The sequence below is a fragment of the Hwanghaeella sp. 1Z406 genome, from assembly GCF_048892425.1.
In the GTDB taxonomy this organism is placed as follows: domain Bacteria; phylum Pseudomonadota; class Alphaproteobacteria; order UBA8366; family Aestuariispiraceae; genus Pacificispira.
The window spans coordinates 14576-34921 of sequence record NZ_JBLZHU010000007.1 but is presented as its reverse complement, the minus strand read 5'-3'; the positions used below and the strand labels follow the sequence as shown (position 1 = coordinate 34921).

Here is a 20346-nt window from a genome sequence, read left to right as displayed (position 1 = left end):
TTAAGTAAAATTTAACCAGTTAAACATATAAGCTATTAGCGCCTTGGTTGTTGCTTGAGGGCTAAAAGCCTATGTGGGATCTCTTTTCGATAGATCGTTATCTGCCGCATTCTATCTGCTTGGCAGAAAACTCGTCATTGTTGGCAACGATGGCGGGGTCAGACGCCGTTATAGCCTTCTCGTATTTTTCGATTCCGCTGGGCATTATGTATTTTGTTAAAGAGCGTCAGGACCTGGAATTTAAATGGGTCGCGAATCTATTCATTCTCTTTATCCTTTGGTGTGGCATTACACATGTCACGGATCTTGTGACATTATGGATCCCGATTTACGAATTGCAGGCGACCGCGAAATTTGTGACGGCGCTGGTATCGGTTTTAACCGCCGTGATGATCTGGGTCGTAATTCCCAAGGCATTGGCGCTGCCGTCACCGGAGACCCATCGGCGTGCCAATGAATCCTTGCGGCGTGAGGTCGAAGAGCGGCGGGAGGCGGAGCAGAATCTTCGGCTGGCCCGGGATGATTTGGAACAGCGCGTCGCTGATCGTACAGCGGAATTGATTCAGTTAAACCATCAACTAACTGAAGAAATCAGAATGCGCGAACGCGCACAGCAAGACCAGGCTGACTACGCAAAACGTTTGGAAATAAGCAACAAGGAGCTGGATTCTTTTGCCGGGACGGTATCGCATGATCTGCGCAATCCGATTAATTATGTAAAAGGATACAGTGAGTTACTTCTGACGGATGCAGTTGAATCCAGTGAAAAGAGAGCCGCTTATATGACCATAATTGTAGACGGCATTGATCGTTTGGATCACATGATTCAGGATTTGTATGAATTTTCCAAGCTGCACCAGAATGTTGCGTGTTCCGATATTGTCTCTCTGCAATCGATTATCGTTGATCTACGCACGACCATGGCGGCTGAATTGCAGGATTTGGGGGCATCGCTGCATTATCAGGATACCTCTACCCAGATCGTTGGGAACCGAACGCTGTTGTTGCTGCTATTCCAGAACCTGATTGAAAATGCCCTGAAATATCGATCAGAAAAAGCACCGGAAATTTGTATCACGGCGGAACAGTCGGGCGCGCAAACCACGGTGTCGATTGCTGATAATGGACGGGGTATCCCTGAAGGTCAGTATTCCAGGGTTTTTGAAATCTTTTATCGCATTGACCCGACCGTTGATATCGAAGGCAGTGGTATCGGCCTGGCCACATGCCGACGCATTGTTGAACGGCATAATGGCAAAATCTGGTGTGAGGCTAATCCGGATGGCGGAACCACATTCCGATTCACGTTGCCCACGGCTGTGTGAGGTCTGTCCATGGCAGACGGTGAGCAGACCTTTCCGTACGAGGCGAAGCGGTTTAATCTAAATCAGTTCTGATCAACTGGGGTATCTATCATGGGAATGCCCGCCGCTGCATTAAGTGCCATGCATGTTTGCCCGATGGTGACGCCGCCGGGGATTCCCCATGTGGGCGGTCCCGTTTCTGCGCCGTCCTGTCCGACCGTTCTGGTTGGTGGTTTGCCTGCGATTGGACCGGGCAGCATGGCTGTGTGTGTCGGTCCGCCCGATGCTGTTGCGATGGGGTCGCCGACGGTTCTGGGCGGGGGGATCCCTATGTCGCGGGTTGGCGATACCTGTTCCCATGGCGGGGCGATTGTGGTCCCTGTGCCGACGGTTCTGTTGGCCTGATCCCTATTTAGGGGTGGTCTGATGGAAATGAGAATTCCACAACGCGGTGCGGGCAGTGTCTCTGGCCTCATAGGCGCGAATGGCCGATGGCAGGTCGGTTTCCATCTCGGCTTCCCGATCCTCTCCCAGGGCGGTCAGTCGCATCGTGTACCATGCCGTGACACCGCCTTCGGGGGGATTGGAAAATCTTGGAAATTCGGGTGTTTCTAGTGTCTCGTCGCGCCATTTGTTAGGCAGGGTGGGCGCCAGAACCAAGGCACGGGCCAGGCCAATGACATCAACTTTTGATTCAGAAACAGCGGCTTTGGCCTGTTGCAGGGTTTTAAACCCGCCGGTCACCATCAGGGGCTTGTGCGTTAAGGGCCTGGCACTGGTGGCAAAATCCAGGAAATAGGGGCCACGTGCGGGTGCATCGGATGCCGATCGCGCGCCTGGAAAATAGGTCCCGCCGCTGATTTCAATCAGGTCAATGCTGGTCTGGTCAAGTGCGGTGATGACGCTAAGCGCGTCATCGGTATCCAGGCCCCCTTCAAGCTGATCTGTCGCATTCAGCTTAATGCCGATTGGAAAGCGAGGGCCAACCTTGCTGCGGACCGCCTCAAGGATTTCCAGGATCAAACGGACCCTGTTTTCAATCTTGCCGCCATAGCGATCGGTACGCTTGTTGAAAAGCGGGGATAGAAACTGGCTGAGCAGAAATCCGTGGGCCGCATGGATCTCAACCCCGCCAAACCCAACTTTTTGCGCCAGTTGCGCGGTGCGTGCGAACGTCTCTGGCAGCCGCGCAATCTCCTCAAGTGTCAGGGCCTCACAGGACAGGCCGGGAATATTAAGCGCGCTGGGGCCTTTGGGCGCGCTGATCGGTGGGTGTGCCATGGCGCCCGCATGGCCAAGCTGTATCCACAATTTTGCGCCGTTGGCAGATCCTTGGGCAGCGAGCGTTGCGAAATTGTCCAGATGTGAGTTTGGGTCAAGAACAAGGTTTCCTGGTTTCTCTGCATAATCCGGGGTGGGCTGTACCTCCCCAATTATGGCCAGGCCCAGTCCCCCTTTTGCCCAACGGTTATACAAATGGATCTGTTCCTTGGTTGGATTGCCCTGACCGTCGCCAAGGGAGTCAGACATCGCAGCCTTTGCGATGCGGTTCTTGAGAATTTCCCCACAGGGTAATTCAAGCGGTCGGAACAGCGCGTCCTGAGTGTTCGGCATGGGAGATCCTTGATGGGGGCTGGCAGGGGATTTTTCTATGCAGGCATACTAGCGGGTGTTGCGCCATTTGCGAAGGCATCAAGGACAGCCTCTTTCTTAAGTATTGTTAGATGAATCCTGCCGAAATGATTTATCGTCAGGACGACTCTATTTTGTTCTCTTTGGGCTCTTTTTATGGATCGGATATACTGTACTCAGTCTTAAACCAAACACTATATATTGATCTATAAATACTTGTTTTTTCTTGCATTTCCTTTCTTGATCCTTGAATCCACTGGATGTTACAATGGATGGTGTGCGGGGGGTATTTTGTATGCCCTGCACGATCTTGTACAAAATGTTGTAGTTGTTTGGGTTTCAGCGTGAAAGGTCGTCCATGACCGGCAGATATGGTGGCAGACAAATCGGACGCACGGGGCCCCGCATTGGGTTGCCTGTGGACGTAGACGGACGGGGACGTACAAGCCCCGTGATGCGTCATGCTGGGTTGCGTCCGGCCGCCGATGCGCCTGCGTCAGGTACCGTTCTTCAACAGACCTGGACGATTGACCCTGCCAATGGTCCCGATCATCGTCGGGCAGAGGCTTCTGTTTGGCGCAAGCCGTCCCATGAGCGTCTGAGCATTTCAAAACTGTTTGAGCACATGGATCCCCAGCCCCGCAGCTATCGGGATGATGCGTATGAAGATGCGCACAAGATCACCCATACCGCGCCACCGCGGCTGGTGATTTCTCCCGGTACAGTAAGCGCCCTTGTTGCTGGCAGCATTGCCACTTTGTTTATTATATTTGTTGCGGGGTTCCTGTCTGCGGTGCTGATATTCGGGGAACCAAATGCCGGTGGGGAATTGGCGATTTTGCCCAGCCAGCCGCAACAATCCAGCCAACCAGTGCCATCGGTACCGCAAGATGGTGCCGCTATTGGCGATACCGCGGCCCAATCGGTGCAGGAAACACGCGCGACGATCCCACAACAAACGACCCGCGTTTCGGAAGGGTTGGTGACATCAGCAACGGCAAATCGGGATCAGCAGCTTGCGCCTTCGCCGGAAATCGCGGCTGCAGAATCCGCACGTGATACGGCCCTGCAAAGTCCTCAGCCAGTTTTTACTGCGCCGCAAACACCATTACAGCCCTCTGTCAGCCAGCCGGGACCTATGGCGACCATCGCGACGGATACGATTATCTATCCTGGTGCAAAGCCATCCCAGCCCGCCCGGTCTGATGTGGCATCGGCGGAGACATCGGTCCTTGGTGGCCCAGGGGGGAACTACTCCCTGCAATTCGGGGCATTTCGCGATAAATCAAATGCCGCTGCCTTGGTTCGTGAATTGCAATCGGCTGCAAAGGCCGGGATCGTGGCAGAGCAAGGGGCGACTGGCGCACCGCTTTTCTATGTGCGGGCCGGGGCTTTTCAAACACGGGCCGAAGCGCTGGAGGCGGTTAAGTCTCTGCGTGGTTCGGCTGGCATTGTCACCTTTGTTCACGCCAATCGTGGGACGGGTTGATTGTGATGGGGGCAATGGTGGGGGCGGCCCAGTCGCGGTTGTTGAGCTTTGGCGCAGTGCTTTCTGTAATGGTAATGTTGACCTTGACGGCCTGTGGACTGGTCGGCGGCAGTGGCGCACCTGTATTTCAGTTGGAAACCGTTCAAGTGCGGGCATCTGCGGATGCTAATACGTCTTCTGCGACCGCAGTGGATATGGTTTTTGTCTATGACCCCACGGTTATAGACGTTTTGCAGGCGGTGCCCGCATCGGACTGGTTCAATCGCAAGCGTCAGTTCTTGCTGGATTACCCAAAGGGCATCAGCGTGATGAGTTGGGAGATTGTGCCAAGCTCAGTTTTGCCGCCCTGGACGGTGCCCGATGACATGCTGTCAAATGACGCCGGGGATGATGCGACGGCTGCTTTTGTATTTGCGGATTATCTGTCACCGGGCGCACATCGGGCACGGCTGGAAAGTGGTGTCGGCATCCGGATTGACCTGGCCCGTGACGATTTTACGCTCAGTCCTTTTAATACGGACAATTAACCCCGACTCCTGCACTGGAGCGGGGGTGGATTCCTTGACCTTGATACAGGAATCTAGGACTGCTTAACTGTCTGACTTGGACGTCAGGCTAGGGGAGCCAGAAAGGACATCGAAATGCCGCGATCCGCCCGAGAATTGCCGGATGCCATTCAGTGGCATGAGGGCATGCTGTTGGCACCGCAGCATTTCCAGCAGTTGGGAGTGCGTGGTGAGGAACTGATTGCCTATCACACCGCGACCAGCAGCCCATTCCATTGGGGTATTCGCCATCTGAAGGTTGATCCGGTGCAGTTGGTCAGCGGCATCTTCCGGGTGCTGGAATTGGAAGCTGTGCTACCAGATGGTCTGATCGTCAGTCATGTTCAAGGCGATGACGTGCCCCTGGAACTGGATCTGTCTGAGCAACAGGGGCAATTGATGGGCAAGCCTGTGCCGATCTACCTGGCCGTGCCGGTGCGCCGCCTGGGCGGGCGTGCAACACGGGGGGATTTGCCCCGCTATCAGGAAGTGCCAGGGCTGCCGATTTCTGATGAGCATACCGGCGAGGGGGAAATGACAATCCCGCGCCTGAAGCCCCGCTTGTCGTTGCATCTGACAGACAGTCTGGCCCAGAAATATGTTGGCTTTCCCATCGCGCGTCTGATGCTGCGCGAAGAAGCCTTCACAATGACGAATTTTGTCCCGGCGCAACTGAGCATAACGCGGGTTTCCGCCATTGGGGAAATGTGCCAGGCAGTGGCAACGCGCCTGCGCGAAAAGGCGATGTTCCTTGCAGAACGGGCGCGTACCCCGCTGGGCCAGACCGACAAGCCAATGTTGCAGCAATCCCAGACCGCGATCCATGGTTTGGTCGCTGGTCTGCCGATGTTCGAAGCGATCTTAAAGACGGATCGCTGTCATCCGTTTCCGTTGTATCTGAGCTTGTGCCAGATCGTCGGGCATATGACCGCCGTGGGCGGGGCCCTGGTGCCGCCGATGCTGCCATCCTATGATCATAATGACCCAAAGGCGGCGTTTTCGGCCGCCTGTGATTTTGTCATTCAGATGCTGGACCGTGTGTCTGAAGCCTATACCGCCATTCCGTTTGAAGAAGCCGATGGCGTGTTTAGCCTGAAGATTGATCCGGCATGGTGTGATGATGACCTGACGATTGGCGTGCGGGCCCGGGCTGAAATGACCGAAGCCGATGTGATCGCCTGGATGGATGTCGCGCTGGTCGGATCGGACTCTGTGATCAAGCCAATGCGGGAACGCCGCGTCCTTGGTGCGCCACGCCATCGTATCGATCGGGAACAGGCGCTGGATGTGGTTCCGACACGGGGTGTGGTGCTATTTAAAATCGAGGTGAATTTCGACGACATCGTTCCGGGCGAAAAACTGTCCATCCTGTCTGGTGACCGGGGTCGGCGGGAACCGCCGCAGGAAATCGTCCTGTATGTCCGAAATCCATCCGGCGACGATAGGTAAGGCCAGGCGATGGCTGTTCAGCCTGTTTCTCCCATGACAAAGGCGCATCGCAATGCGGGCGTTGGCGGTAGCAGTGTGGGTGGTGGTCCGTCCGCCGGGGGGGCCGGTGCCTATATTCTGGATCAGTTTCGAGAGTTTTATGATGAGGTTCTAACCCTGCGGGAAGAAGCCTTGTTAAGTGGTCATGCAAGAACCGCTGCGCTGCCCAGTTTTGATGAGGCCATGGCCTATGATCCAAACAGGCCGAAGCCACCGCCTCTGCCAGGGTTCAATGCACCTCCTCCATTGCCGGGGGAGGCAGCGCCGCCAGACTATGATCTGGAGGATCATCCGGTAGACGATGACGACGCACTGTCTGGATCAAAAAGGGATCACCATGGCGTCGGATTAAAAGCGGAAGAGGCGCTGAGACGCTTGCAGACTCTGTTGGAGATGCAAGCCTTGGAGGCAGGTCGTCGCGGCGGGGAATACGGCGTTTTGTATTATCGCGAAGCGCAATATGTCATGGCGGCGCTGGCGGATGAGATTTTTTTAACGCTGGATTGGCCCGGGCGCGATTTCTGGCGCAATGACTTGCTGGAGACCCGGTTGTTTGAAACCTACAATGCCGGGGATGCTTTCTTTAAGCGCATGGAAAAGCTGCTGAAAACCGGGGATCGGGTGCAAGCTGAAATCGCCATTGTATATCTGCTGGCGCTGACATTTGGGTTTCGGGGGCGCTATGCCGGAGGGCGGGATGAAGCCCGGATCTCGGAATATCGCAAGCAGCTTTACTATTACATCTATCAAAAACGCCCAAACCTACCAGATCCCAGCCATCGTCTGGCACCAGAAGCCTATCAGCACACACAGATGAGCACCCTGGCGCGCTTGTTGCCCTCACCGGGTCGATGGGTCTGGCTGTTTGTTGGTGTTGTCGCGCTGTACAGCATCACCGCCCATTTCATTTTCAACGATGCGCTAGCGCCTTTGCTTGAGGCGCTTGATCGCGCCGGTGGTTAGGGGCGGGGCAGATGAGCTGGCTGGATTTCATCCGCGACTTACTCTATCGACTGACGCCTTATTTGCCGGGGATCGTCGGGTTCCTGATCGTAATATCCTTTATCCTGATCGGCGCCCTGCTGTTTGTGGTTCGCAAGACGCGCAATTCCAAAAAGGCGGCTGGCGCAGAGGAGGATTCGCCCCGGCATCTGGATGAAGATCCGGATTATCAGCCTTTCGCCGCAGAGCCGGAAGACCTGCCGCTTCTGCCAATGCGAAAAAGCTTCAAACATGCGCTAAAAATTCTGCGCAATCACGTTTCTGGCCGTGATTGGCGTTATGCGATCCCCTGGTATCTGATGCTGGGGCCGGAAGGATCGGGAAAATCCACCCTGATCGCCCATACCGGCATGGACCTGCCTGTAGGTCAGCCCGCAGAAGATTTCGAAGATCTGCGCCCGGCCTGTAAATGGTGGTTTTTTGACCGCGGTGTCGTGCTGGATATGGCAGGAACCCTGGTGCGGCAACGCGATGGGCGTGGATCCAATTCTAAGGCATGGCGCAATTTTCTGGGGTTTCTGGATCGGTATCGACCCCGCCGTCCGGCAGATGGTATCATCCTGACCATTCCGATAGAAGATTTCCTGGATGACCAGGGCGCGGTGCGACCGCCGGAGGATATCACCCAGCGCGCCGATGCGATTTACAAGAAATTGTGGCAGGCACAGGCCCGTCTTGGTCTTGCCTTCCCGGTCTATGTGATTGTCACGAAGATGGATCGTCTGCCGGGGTTTCAGGCCTTGGTATCAGAACTGCCGGATCACAGCCTGGCTGATATGCTGGGGTGGGCCAGCCCGTACAGTTTCGATACAGAATTTCGTGAAAGCTGGGTCGACGAGGCGGTCGAAACGGTCGGGCAGGGGTTACAGGCGGCGCAGATGGAAATCTTTGCCATGACGGGCGACCCTGCGGCCGCCGAAGATATCTACCAATTGCCGGCTTCCTTTGAAGGGCTGCGGGAGCCGATGCGGCTGTACTTGCGGCAATTGTTCAAGCCCAGCACGTATCACGAAAGTTTTTCTCCCCGCGGGATCTGGTTCACCGGGGATAGCGGCATGGAAGATTTGGTCGTTGATCGCCCGGTACCTGTTTTGTCCGGGGTCTATGGCGGCCCCCGGGCGCGGGCGGCTTATCCGGTATTTTTGCAGGACTTGTTCGAGACCAAGATTTTTCCTGAAAAGAACATGGCGCGCCCGGTTAAACGGACTCTGATTCACAGCAATAAAATAGCGACGACAGCGCAAGCGGCCTCAATCGCCGTTGTTGTCTTAGGGGCATTTTCACTGTGGTTGCTGCACACGGATATGCATCAGGATGTTGCAACCGTCACACCGTTTATTGAACAGGTTGGACAGGATATAGACAGCGTTCAAGCCGCAAACCGAGCCAATCCGTCTGATAATCCTGTGGGCAGCTTTAACCGTGAACGTGCCTTGCGTTTGTTGGAGGGAATGGCAGCCCTTAAAACCGGGTCTTTCTTCTCTATTCTGATGCCGTCGTCTTTCCTCGCGGATGTTGATAGCCGCGTGACCAACGTCACCACAACCGCATTTAATTTATTCATACTACAGTCAATGGGGGCTGCTCTGGACGAGCGGGGCCAGTCTATCGGCAATGGTCGTTTGCCGCCGGAAGGCGCGTCTACGGGCACTCTGCAAATGCGATCTAATCTGCCGTCAGGGGCTTCCGCGCTGTTAAACAATGAAACACCGCGCAGTGAAGAATTTGAGCTATTGCGGCGGTATGTTGGATCCGTTCGCGATTTTGAATCGGCGATCAATCGTTACAACCAACTCAGTGAAACCAATGATCTGGAAGATGTGCGCCGGTTGGTATCGTACCTATTCCAGGTGCGTCTGCCGGAAAGCTTCCTGGAGAATTCAGACTTTTATTCTGAAGCGCTGAGTGGCGCAAATTATCGGACAATTCCGCTGGATGCCTATCAACGTGATATGCAGGCAAAGTATCGGGAATTGATGGATAAGGCTGTGGTTTCGCTGTATTCGAAAAATGCCCTGATGATCAAGTTGCGGGACCTTGCCCAGACATTGGACGATGCCGCAAACAGCAGAACCGCGGGTCTGGGCGAATTGGATCGTGTTTTTAATCAGATTAAGACAATCCGCGCCTGGTTAGATGATCCGAAATATACTTGGATGGATGACCCGGCATTTGACCCAACCATTGCCTATGCTGATTTGCAGGAACGCATTGGGGGATCTCAGGTTCTGGGGGCCGATCTGGCAGCGGCGTTTGATGCGGCGAACAAAAGCGGATTGAAGACATTACAGCAGGAATTGCCAGATCTGAGATCCGTTTCTATTGGGCCTATTCTGGCACGGGATGGTGACAGAACCGTGCTGCGGTTGTCTCCGACAATCCTGGACTTCTACAGCGTTCTGGAAAGCCTGTATCAGCAACCGTTTATGCGGGACGGGCGGTTCCAGGCGATGCCCGCTCCGCCGTCACTTGGCAGCGCCATTGAATGGGATGCGGGCGCGCTGGAGGAGGGGATAGCCTTCATTGATGACTATGATAAATTCATAGCATCAGAAATGGATCGTGTCCCACGGGCGTTGCACCCGCTGTTGCGCACGGCCGGTGGGCATAGTCTGGAACGCCATGTAAATGATCGGATCGCGGCGGCAATGGTGGTGCCGCGTGGTCGGTCCAGCACCTCACTGCAATCCGAGGAATCTTTGCGGCGGGCGGTCGTTACCTTCAATTCAGCAGGGTCGGCCTTGCGGCAGATATTGGGCGTCTATGACGACCTGGGGCTGGAAGACAGTTATCTGGACTTGCTGGATCTCAGCACCAGCAGCGCTATTGCATTGATACAGGCGGCGGATTCTTTGTTTAATTCCAGTTCGCTATACGTGCCGCAGGGGGGAGACTTTGATTGGTGGCGTGGGGATCCCAATATGGCGTTACAGGCCTTCCGGGCGCGCGACGTCTTTGGCTTACGCGATATCCTGGCGCAACAGCGGGGTCGGATTTCCATCATTGCGACTGGCTATGTGAAACCAGTTGCCGATTTCCTGAATGCATTGAATGCCAATCTGTCGGATCAGGAACAGGGGCTTCTGTCCCGCTGGACAGGCATCATTGATGAATTGACCAAGTATGACCTGCAGCAGGCAGATAATACCGTCTCGGATCTTGAACGTTTCATCACGGGCCCAATGATGGATGTCACCTTCGCCAATTGCAGTGAGACATTGGACGGCGCGACGATCAATGCGCGTCAGGCTGATTTCTTTGTCGAACGCATCAATATGCTAAGTCGGGGCATCCGTGCCCGGTGTCTGACCCTGGCCGGGGTGCAGGCGCAAAGCGCCTATACCGCCATTGCTGATAGTTTCGATGATGGATTGGCCGGGCGATATCCGTTCACATTGACCCCGTTTGAATCGGATATGCGGGAAGCCAGCCCCAGGGATTTGCGTACATTCTTTTCGGCCTATGACAGGGATGTCCAGAATGCCCGTTTGGCGTTGGAACAGGCCGATGACCTGGGGTTTGGACGAGATCAAGCGCTGGAGTTCATTACTCGGATGGATCGCATCCGTGCTTTCTTCGACCCCTGGCTGTCTTCGGCCAATCGGGAAGACTCCCCGTCCTTTAATCTGGATGTCGCGTTCCGGGTCAACCGGGACCGTGAAGTCGGCGGCGATCAGATTATTGATTGGCAGTTCGCGGTAGGCCCGGACGCAACCACTTTGCGCGGTGAGAAGAAGACACTACGATGGTCCTTGGGGGAGCCGATTTCTCTGACCTTGCGCTGGGCAGAAAATTCAACGCGCATTCCGGCGGCCGCGGTTGGGCGCCCCCAAATTCAAGTTCAGGGGCGGACGGTTACGATAACCTATGCTAATATCTGGTCCTTGATAGATTTGGTGCGGCGTCACCGCTCAGGTTCAAATGATTTTGCAGACTTTATCGACCCGCGCCCGCATACCCTCAGGATCGATATTCCCACCCGCCCGACGGCCGGGGGGGCGATTGAAACGGCAACGGTGTTTTTGCGGGTTGAGATTTCCGGTCTGAAAGAAGGACAGCCCGTGCCGCTGTTGATTACGCCATTTCCTTTTGAAGCCCCGCAGTTGGAGCCCTGATGCGATGACTGGAACGCCTGCCTTGGAAGAACAGGACGCTTTGGATGATGAGGGTGCCGGGACAGACAAGCCGGTGACCCCGCCGCCTGCTGTCGTTGAAGATGGCCCTGCAGAAGATCTGCTGGCGCCGCTGGCGGGGGATGACCCGTGTGGGCCCAGCCTGCGGTATGAGGGGACTTTTGATGCTGTGCGGGACGCCCGGCGGGATGAGGATCCAAACCTGCCGCAGGGTGTTTGGGAAACAGATGTTAAACGCGCAGACTGGCCCGCGGTCGCAAGACTGTGCGAAGACGCGCTGGCGACAAAAAGCAAGGATCTGCATCTCGCATTGTGGCTAACGGAAGCCTGGACCCATATTGAGGGACTGCGCGGATTCAGGCGGGGCCTGGATCTGACATCCAGCCTGTGTGAGGAGTATTGGCGCGATATTCATCCTAAAATCGATGAAGATGGGGATTTGGACTATCGCCTTGGACCGCTGCGCTGGGCGTCGGATCAATTTGCAATCCTGCTGCGCCTTGTGCCGGTGACCGCGCCGACATCCGGGGATGTTCACCCCATGCGCCTGAAGGATTGGGAAGATGTGCTGCGGCTGGAAAACCTGCATCAGCGCGATGCAAAAGCAGCGGCACGGGAACAGAAACGCTATGCGACGCGGGCTCAGTTCGATGCGGCTGTCGATTCAACGCTGGTAGACTATTACATCGATCTGGTTCCCGTGACCGAGGCCTGTCTGGGGGAGTTGGAGCGGCTGGACCTGTTCCTGGAGGAACATTGCCCCAAGGATGCGCCATCTCTGACACGCATTCGCACCGTATTGCAGGATATTGAGACCCGCGCGCGCAATTGGATGGAAGCCAAGGGCGGCACTCTGCCGGGCGATCCTGAAGATATGCCAGAAATGCCAGACGACGCTGTTGAAATCCAGGACACGGATGTCCTGGCGCAGGAGGGAAATATCATGACCCAGGCCCCACAGGCTGCCGCCCGGCAAGTGTCGGCAGGACCGATTCAAAGCCGCGCAGAGGCCTATAAACGCCTTGGGGAGGCGGCGGACTATCTGATAAAGGCGGAACCGCACAGCCCCGTTCCCTATCTCGTGAAACGCGCCGTCGCCTGGGGAAATATGAGCTTTGGCGAATTGCTGGTCGAACTGGTCGAAGGTGGGGGGGATCACCAGCGGGTGCTGCGCCTGCTGGGATTGGATGCGATGGGGAAGAAGAAAGAGTAAAGGTAAATTAGAGCATCATGCGTTCGCATGAGCTCACACATAATACTCTAACCATACCTTTTTTCAGCAAATACGTCGTCGCAAACGATTCCGTTTGCTCGGGATTTGCTCTAAGCGGACTTCCCTTTGGCGTGGAAAATGAAGCCCAGTACATTCATCAGCAGCTGGGCGGCCAGAAAGGCGGTCGATCCGCTATGGTCATAATCCGGTGCGACTTCCACCAGATCAATCCCCACAACGTCGCCCATTTGCGTTAATCCCTGTAAGATTTCCAAAACCTCATAATACAAGAACCCGCCATGACTGGGCGTTCCCGTGCCAGGCGCGATGGAGGGATCGAATCCATCGATATCGATGGTCAGATAGTATCGTTTTCCCTGTGGAATCTTTGCCAGAACCCCATCGCGCCCCAGGTCACGGCAGTGACGGACCGATAGAATGGTGGACCCTGCCCGCCGCGCGGCGTCGTAATCACCCCGATTGGAAGAGGAGACATTGCGAATGCCAAGCTGGGTAAAGCCGGTCACATGGTTCATTTCAGACGCGCGGCGCAAGGGATTGCCATGACCATAGCGCACGCCATGGCGTTCGTCGACGAAATCCAGATGGGCGTCAATGTGGACAATATGAACAGGCTCCTGGTCATCGAAGGCCCGAATACAGGGAATATGGACAGAATGATCGCCCCCCAGAACCACGGGCAGAGCGCCTGCCTTCAAAATTTTGCGCACGCCATATTCTATGTTGTCGTGGCTTTGGATCGTGTCGGTGTGAATGATATCGGCATCGCCAATATCGACCATGCGCACCTTATCAACAGGCAGATAGGTGACGTCATCTTCAAAATCGTATGCGCCGCCATGACCAAATGAAAACAGGGTGGATGCCTCGCGGATGCCGCGCGGTCCGAAACGTGCCCCGGCGCGATACTGGGTTCCCATATCGAAGGGCGCACCCAGCACGGCAATATCGGCATCAATCGCATCCCAATCCAGACAGACAGGTTGCTTGCCAAAGGTACAATGCCCAACGAATGGCAGGTTCAACCGCCCACCTTCATACCCATTCTTTGCCATACAGTTCCTCCTTAGGCGGCATCCTAGCGCCGATATTCGGTCTGTGAAAAGACGGAAGCGCGTGCGTTCGCTATTTCCGTTCCGGGCCTGCGCGGCGCAGGGATTCTGTTATGCCATGCAGGGTGCGGACATCCTGATCGGTCAATTGGGTGCGTTGGAACATCAGGCGGATGTTGCGCATGACGGTAGGGCGCATTTCAACGGAACGAAAAAAGCTGCCTTCATCCAGACCTCTGCCCAGCCGCTCAATAAATATTTCCACCTCGTTCTGGGTGGCGGGGCGGGCATCCCGGATATCACGGGTTTCACTGGGGGTCTGGTCCCCGGCTGTAAACCATTCATAACCGATTAACAGAACCGCCTGAGCCAGGTTCAAGGATCGAAAATCAGGGTTCAGCGGCACACGAATAATCGCATCTGCCTTGGCGACATCATCATTGGTCAGGCCGGATCGTTCCCCCCCGAACAGGACGCCGGTGCGATGCAAGCCGCTGGCGGTCGCTGTGCGCATATCTTCAGCCGCAGCACGGGGGGTCAGGACATATTCCAGCAATTCGCGGGTACGCCCGGTCGTGGCATAGATCCGTGTCAGGTCCGCAACAGCCTCTTCGGTCGTCTGAAACACCTGTGCGTGATCAACAACGTCCTGTGCCCCGGCAGAGGCATCCTGAGCCTTTTGATTGGGCCACCCATCCCGGGGGCGCACAAGGCGCAAATCCGTCAGGCCGCAATTCAGCATGGCCCTGGCGCACATGCCAATATTTTCCCCCAATTGCGGGTCGATCAGTATGACGGCGGGCGCAGTCATCAGGCCTGAAAATCCAGATTCCAGACGCGATACCGTTCAGGGTCTTCCTGCCAACGGTCGCGGACCTTCACATAGATAAATAGATGCACAGGGGTCTCAAACATCTCGGACAGTTCTTCGCGTGCAGCGGTGCCAATGGTACGCACCTTGCTGCCATTCTTGCCCAGAATGATGGATCTTTGGCTCTCTCGCTGCACATAGATTACCTGTTGAATACGGATCGAGCCATCTTTCTTGATGTCGTAACTTTCCGTTTCAACAGTCAGCGCATAGGGCAATTCCTGATGCACGTTGATAAACAGCTTTTCGCGCGTAACTTCGGCCGCCAACAGCATCTGAGGCATATCGGATAATTGATCTTCGGGGAACAGCCATGGTCCCTTGGGCATCATGCCTGCAACATGGTTGATCAGGTCTTCCGTGCCATCGGATTTTGTCGCGGAAATCATGAAAATCTCTGTAAATTGCCCGGTCTTGTTCAGGCGATCCGCCAGCATCAGCAGGCTGTCACGCTTTACCAGATCAATTTTGTTCAGCGCCAGAATGGCCTTACGTCCAGCCTGTTCCAGGCCTTTCAAGATCGCTTCCACTTCGTCATTCATGCCAATCACACTGTCGATCAGCAGGACCGTCGCATCAGAATCCTGAGACCCTTGCCAGGCGGCGGACACCATGGCGCGATCCAGGCGACCCTTGGGCTTGAAGATACCCGGCGTATCGACAAAGGCGACCTGTGTCGCGCCGCGCAGTGCGATGCCCAGAATGCGGGTGCGGGTTGTTTGCACCTTATGGGTGACGATGGATACCTTGGCCCCGACCAGTTCATTGACCAGGGTTGATTTCCCAGCATTAGGGGCCCCGATGATGGCGACAAAGCCAGCGCGGGTCTCTGTCATATCGACAGGGCTGTCGTGATCTTCCGGCAATTGGGTGACGTCATCCGTCATTCTTCAGACTTTCCAGTAACTGTTCGGCAGCAGATTGTTCCGCATGCCGTTTGATCCGACCTTCAGCCTGGGCCGATCCATGTTTGGGGATCGTCACCCGCATGGTAAAGATCGGGGCATGATCCGGTCCGCTGCGCGAGACCTCTTCATAATGCGGCAAACCAAGTCCACGCGCCATGGTCCATTCCTGCAGCGCAGATTTTCCATCGCGCGGCGGGGTTGGATCGGCTTCCAACCGTTTCTCCCAATTGCGCAGGATAAAGGCGCGGGCCGTTTCCAGCCCCGCATCGCGATACATTGCGGCAATCAGGGCTTCGCACACATCCGACAGGATGGCGGGGTTGTCCGCCCCATCGGCTTCTTCATATTGCCCGAACCGAATTTCGCCGCCCAGATTTAAGTCCCGCGCCACATCCGCCAGAGTTTCCCGGCGCACCAGTGCATTGAACCGTCGGGACAGATGTCCTTCCGGATCTTTTGGAAACCGTTGCAACAGCATATCGGCGACGATCAGGCCCAGGACCCGGTCCCCCAGAAATTCCAGGCGTTCGTAGCTGCCTTCTGCCAGCGCTCCTGCGCTGCGATGGGTCAGGGCGCGATCCAGCAGTCGCTTGTTGCTGAAAACATGGCCCAGGCGCTGTTCCAGGGCTTTGAAATCGGCGTCACTTGATGACATCGAAAAACCGGTCGAAACGGGGGCCCGACTCACCCCAGGAGAAGAATATGATTGTCGCCTTCCCGATGAAATTTTCAATGGGAATGAAACCGACCTGACTTAGGACACGGCTGTCTTGCGAATGGTCGCGGTTATCGCCCATGGCGAAATAATGGCCAGGGGGCACGACATATTCCGGCGTATTATCCAGTCGACCCCGGTCCCCCATATCCTCAATGATATCATGTTCAACGCCATTGGGCAGCGTTTCCAGATAATGGGTGACGCGGGTTCTCATGCGCTCTTCATTTTCCGGCACATAGTCTTCGATCTGGCGGCGCTTCACGGCCTCGCCATTGATATGCAGCACACCATTGATCACTTGAATGGTATCGCCCGGCAGCCCGATAATACGCTTGATATAGTCGATATCGGTTTCGGTGGGCTTGCGAAAGACTGCAACATCACCGCGTTCAGGGGCGTCTTCCAGAATGCGACCCGAAAAAGAAACCGGGCTGAAGGGGAAGGAATACATCCCATACCCATAAGAGAATTTCGATACGAACAGATAGTCACCAATCTTCAAGGTCGGCAGCATCGAGCCGGATGGGATGTTGAAAGGTTCATACGCAAATACCCGGCACCCGATGGCAATAACGGCCGCCCAGAACAGGGTCTTTACCGTTTCCCAATAAGGCGCAATGCGGTCCTTAAAGCTGCCTTTTTCTGTGACATCTGTTTTCATTGGTGCGCGCCTTGTCTGTGCTGCGGAAGAATGGCGGGATATGGCCCTCCGGCGTGGTTGGTGTCAAGCCCAGGGGGCCGGTATGGCGCTTCTGCGGGGTTATGCCTCACGCAGGCTTTTCGCCAGGGCCAGTTGTTCTGCGGGCAGGGCTGACAGGATAACCATGGCATGGGCCAGCCCGGCCTCATCCGTCAGGGAAACATCAACCAGTGGCACCGTGCCCGGTGGCATAAGGCTTTCGGCCCGTTGCTTTGCGCCACCATGCAGCACCAAAGTCGGTTTGCCGCTGGGCAGGGACACAACTTCCATATCGCGCCAGAAAACCCCTTTTCGGAAACCGGTTCCCAAGGCCTTGGAGCAGGCTTCCTTGGCCGCAAACATCTGCGCATAACGATCTGCGCGCTTGTTGGGACGCCGATCAGCGCGGGATTGTTCCAGCGTCGTGAAGCAGCGATTGGTAAAACGATCTCCAAACCGCTCCAGGGAGGCGGCGATGCGAGAAATCTGGCATAAATCCGTGCCCGTGCCGATGATCATGCTTGTTTCTCCGCTGCCTGCTGTCGTTGCAATTTTGCGCGCCGCTGCCGCTTTGCAAAACGGCTGTCACGAAAGCGCTGTATCATCAGGCGCAAGGGAAAATAGACCAGCGGAAAAATAATGACAGACAGAATTGCCCCGCCCAGAATCATGGGAATTAAAACGTCCCCGATATTATCTATCAGATAACTGAATGACAGTGTTTCCTGAGGAACGCCCTTGCCTGCATTATACAGGACGTTGCTGCCCAACTCATAGGTGGCAATCCAGATGAATGGAAATGTCCAGGGATTGCCAACCAGTGTACCCAGTGCGGAAGCGACCATATTGCCGCGAATGAAATAGGCCAGCAGTGCCCCCAAAACAAAATGGAACCCCATAAAGGGCGTGAAGCTGACGGCGGCACCGGACGCAAAACCAGCGGCGATGCTGTGTGGTGTGCCTGGCAGGCGCGCAACCCGACGTTTATAATAGCTGCCAATCCGGCGCAGGCTCATTGTCGGCCAAAGAAACCTTAAGATGCGGTCGGCACGGGTCGTTGGAATGCTGCGGCGGAAAAGCATGGAAATGTTATGCCCGCTCTACTGAATTGACATATTTGGACGCGCGCAGGGCAGCCAGAACATTGTTCAACTGTTTTGCGTCGGTCACTTCGATATCAATCAGCATTTCAAAGAAGTCCTCACTTCGGCTGGTAAATTTAAGATTAGAAATATTGCCGCCGTCTCGTCCAATCACGCCTGTAAATTCTGCCAGGGCACCGGGTTCATTTATCAATACGGCCCGAATCCGTCCTGTAAATGCGGTGCCGTCAACAGCATCGGCATCCCAGGACACATCCAACCACCGTTCCGGCATGTCGGAAAAGTTTTCCAGGGTCGCACAATCAATATTGTGGATCGTCACGCCTTTTCCAGTCGTAACGATGCCAATTATGCGATCGCCGGGCAAGGGATGGCAGCATTTCGCAAAATGAATGGCCATATGAGGAATCAGGCCGCGAATGGGAATGGCCCCACCCGCTGTTGGATCAATCTGTCCAACCGAAACGCGACGCTTGGGGGGGCCGCCCTTTTCCTTATCTTTCTCTTTCGCACCTGGATAGGCTGCGAACAGGACTTCGCGTGCCGTCAGGCGGCCTTCTCCGACCGCAGCCAGGATATCTTCCGCTGTCTCCAATTCAAATCGGGCGGCAATTCCTTTCAACGCCTTTTCGGTGGCGTCATAGGCAGCAGCCTTAAAGGTGCGTTCCAGAATTTCCTTGCCCAGGCGTACATATTGTTCCCGCTGAACAGAGCGCACAAAACGGCGAATGCAGGCCCTGGCCTTGCCGGTAACGACAAAGGTTTCCCAGGCCGGTGAGGGGGTCTGAGCCTTAGAGGTGACGATTTCAACCTGATCGCCATTGCGCAATTGCGTCCGCAGCGGCACCAGTCGCCCATTGACGCGGGCTGCGGTGCAGCGATTGCCGACATCGGTATGCACAGCATAGGCGAAATCGACCGGTGTCGATCCGCGCGGCATGGCGTGCAGGTCCCCTTTGGGGGTGAAGATGAATACCTGATCGGCAAACATCTCCATCTTTGTGTGTTCCAGGAAGTCTTCCGGGCTGGAGGCATTGTCCAGAATTTCCAGCAATTCGCGCAGCCAGCGATACTGCTTGCCCTCGGTCAGTCCCAATTCCTCATCGGACAAGCGTTGAGATCCGGTTTCCTTATAACGCCAATGAGCCGCTACCCCCAATTCAGCAATGTCGTGCATATCCTGGGTGCGGATCTGGATTTCATTGCGGCGGTTTTCCGGCCCGATAACGCCGGTATGGATGGAGCGATAGCCGTTGGGCTTGGGCAGGGAGATATAGTCCTTGAACCGGCCTGGCACCATTGAATATTTGCCGTGCAGTGTGCCCAGCGCCTTATAGCAATCTTCGACGGAATCGACGACGACCCGAAACGCCATGATGTCTGACAATTGCTCAAAGCCGATATTCTGGCGCTGCATTTTGCGCCAAATGGAATAGGGCCGCTTTTGACGTCCGCTGACGTCTGCCGTAATTCCGGCCTTTTCCAGGTCTTTTTCCAGCGCGGCCTGGACCCGTTTGATGACATCGCCACCAGCTTCTTGCAGAAATTCCAGGCGCGCGACGATAGAGGCCCTAGCATCGGGGTTAAGCTCCTGAAACGCAATATCTTCAAGCTCTTCCTGCCAATCACGAATGCCGATGCGTTCTGTCAGGGGAACATAGATATCCATGGTTTCCCGGGCGATCCGGCGGCGCTTTTCCGGGGCCTTGATAAAATGCAGCGTGCGCATGTTGTGCAGGCGGTCTGCCAGTTTGACGATCAGGACACGGATGTCCTGAGACATGGCCAATACCAGTTTGCGGAAGTTTTCCGCCTGTTTGGTTCGGTCGGATTGCAGTTCCAATTGCGACAGTTTGGTCACGCCATCGACCAGGGCGGCCACTTCTTCGCCAAAAGTGGCGCTGATGTCTTTGACGGTGACATCGGTATCTTCAACGGTATCGTGCAACAATCCTGTGATGATGGAGGCGCAATCCAGCCGCTTGTCGCTTAACAGGCCTGCGACTTCGACCGGATGTGAAAAATAGGGATCGCCGCTGGCGCGCTTTTGATTGCCATGGGCCTTCACGGTGAAGACATAGGCGCGGTTCAGTGCGTCTTCATCCGCACCGGGCTCATAGGCTTTTACACGTTCGACCAACTCGTATTGACGCATCATGGCGCGGGGGACGTCCTACAGAACTTACAA

17 protein-coding genes are annotated in these 20346 nt (G+C 55.5%); 8 read left to right on the top strand and 9 right to left on the bottom strand.

What is annotated here, in order from left to right:
- The first annotated feature begins 71 nt into the window (after nt 1-71).
- Together ACOSDR_RS14115 and ACOSDR_RS14110 are read left to right on the top strand one after the other, a co-directional pair.
- Nucleotides 72-1325, top strand: coding sequence for a sensor histidine kinase (locus tag ACOSDR_RS14115; RefSeq protein ID WP_420731669.1), 1254 nt, complete (start codon nt 72-74; stop codon nt 1323-1325).
- Nucleotides 1326-1415: 90 nt separating this feature from the next.
- Nucleotides 1416-1709, top strand: a complete 294-nt coding sequence (locus ACOSDR_RS14110; RefSeq protein ID WP_420725376.1) for a PAAR domain-containing protein — start codon at nt 1416-1418, stop codon at nt 1707-1709.
- Nucleotides 1710-1712: 3 nt separating this feature from the next.
- On the opposite strand, the gene ACOSDR_RS14105 is transcribed toward ACOSDR_RS14110, so the two are convergent.
- Entirely contained in the window at nt 1713-2918 is a 1206-nt protein-coding gene (locus ACOSDR_RS14105; RefSeq protein WP_420731668.1) for an NADH:flavin oxidoreductase/NADH oxidase family protein, read from the bottom strand.
- 376 nt (nt 2919-3294) lie between these two features.
- On the opposite strand from ACOSDR_RS14105, the gene ACOSDR_RS14100 reads away from it, so the two are divergent.
- From ACOSDR_RS14100 to tssA, 6 genes are all read left to right on the top strand, one after another.
- Nucleotides 3295-4425 carry an SPOR domain-containing protein gene (locus tag ACOSDR_RS14100; RefSeq protein ID WP_420731667.1) on the top strand — a complete coding sequence of 377 codons (1131 nt, stop codon included), beginning with the start codon at nt 3295-3297 and terminating at the stop codon, nt 4423-4425.
- Between the two features lie 2 nt (nt 4426-4427).
- Nucleotides 4428-4952 carry a hypothetical protein gene (locus ACOSDR_RS14095; protein WP_420725373.1) on the top strand — a complete coding sequence of 175 codons (525 nt, stop codon included), beginning with the start codon at nt 4428-4430 and terminating at the stop codon, nt 4950-4952.
- A 114-nt stretch (nt 4953-5066) separates the two neighbouring features.
- Nucleotides 5067-6419 carry a type VI secretion system baseplate subunit TssK gene (gene tssK, locus ACOSDR_RS14090; RefSeq protein WP_420725372.1) on the top strand — a complete coding sequence of 451 codons (1353 nt, stop codon included), beginning with the start codon at nt 5067-5069 and terminating at the stop codon, nt 6417-6419.
- A 9-nt stretch (nt 6420-6428) separates the two neighbouring features.
- Nucleotides 6429-7421 carry a DotU family type IV/VI secretion system protein gene (locus tag ACOSDR_RS14085; protein ID WP_420725371.1) on the top strand — a complete coding sequence of 331 codons (993 nt, stop codon included), beginning with the start codon at nt 6429-6431 and terminating at the stop codon, nt 7419-7421.
- 11 nt (nt 7422-7432) lie between these two features.
- Nucleotides 7433-11575, top strand: a complete 4143-nt coding sequence (locus ACOSDR_RS14080) for a type VI secretion protein IcmF/TssM N-terminal domain-containing protein (RefSeq protein ID WP_420731666.1) — start codon at nt 7433-7435, stop codon at nt 11573-11575.
- 4 nt (nt 11576-11579) lie between these two features.
- Nucleotides 11580-12806 (top strand): type VI secretion system protein TssA, encoded by a 1227-nt coding sequence (gene tssA / locus ACOSDR_RS14075; protein WP_420731665.1) that lies wholly within the window; start codon nt 11580-11582, stop codon nt 12804-12806.
- Between the two features lie 110 nt (nt 12807-12916).
- Here the strand turns inward: tssA and speB are convergent, their stop codons facing one another.
- The 8 genes from speB to ACOSDR_RS14035 form a co-directional block, all read right to left on the bottom strand.
- Nucleotides 12917-13882 carry an agmatinase gene (gene speB, locus ACOSDR_RS14070; RefSeq protein WP_420731664.1) on the bottom strand — a complete coding sequence of 322 codons (966 nt, stop codon included), beginning with the start codon at nt 13880-13882 and terminating at the stop codon, nt 12917-12919.
- Nucleotides 13883-13952: 70 nt separating this feature from the next.
- Nucleotides 13953-14690, bottom strand: coding sequence for an RNA methyltransferase (locus tag ACOSDR_RS14065; RefSeq protein ID WP_420731663.1), 738 nt, complete (start codon nt 14688-14690; stop codon nt 13953-13955).
- Nucleotides 14690-15637 (bottom strand): GTPase Era, encoded by a 948-nt coding sequence (gene era, locus ACOSDR_RS14060; RefSeq protein ID WP_420725365.1) that lies wholly within the window; start codon nt 15635-15637, stop codon nt 14690-14692. The genes ACOSDR_RS14065 and era overlap by 1 nt, the downstream gene beginning before the upstream one ends.
- Complete coding sequence (gene rnc / locus ACOSDR_RS14055) at nt 15627-16313, bottom strand: ribonuclease III (RefSeq protein ID WP_420725364.1); 687 nt, start codon at nt 16311-16313, stop codon at nt 15627-15629. Before rnc ends, era begins: the two co-directional genes overlap by 11 nt.
- On the bottom strand, nt 16300-17037 hold the full coding sequence (gene lepB, locus ACOSDR_RS14050) for a signal peptidase I (protein WP_420725363.1): 738 nt from the start codon (nt 17035-17037) through the stop codon (nt 16300-16302). The genes rnc and lepB overlap by 14 nt, the downstream gene beginning before the upstream one ends.
- 99 nt (nt 17038-17136) lie before the next feature.
- Nucleotides 17137-17574 (bottom strand): holo-ACP synthase, encoded by a 438-nt coding sequence (gene acpS / locus ACOSDR_RS14045; RefSeq protein WP_420725362.1) that lies wholly within the window; start codon nt 17572-17574, stop codon nt 17137-17139.
- Nucleotides 17571-18137 (bottom strand): DUF2062 domain-containing protein, encoded by a 567-nt coding sequence (locus tag ACOSDR_RS14040; protein WP_420725361.1) that lies wholly within the window; start codon nt 18135-18137, stop codon nt 17571-17573. The genes acpS and ACOSDR_RS14040 overlap by 4 nt, the downstream gene beginning before the upstream one ends.
- 7 nt (nt 18138-18144) lie before the next feature.
- Nucleotides 18145-20316: a RelA/SpoT family protein gene (locus tag ACOSDR_RS14035; RefSeq protein WP_420731662.1), complete on the bottom strand. Its 2172-nt coding sequence runs from the start codon at nt 20314-20316 to the stop codon at nt 18145-18147.
- Nucleotides 20317-20346: the final 30 nt, after the last annotated feature.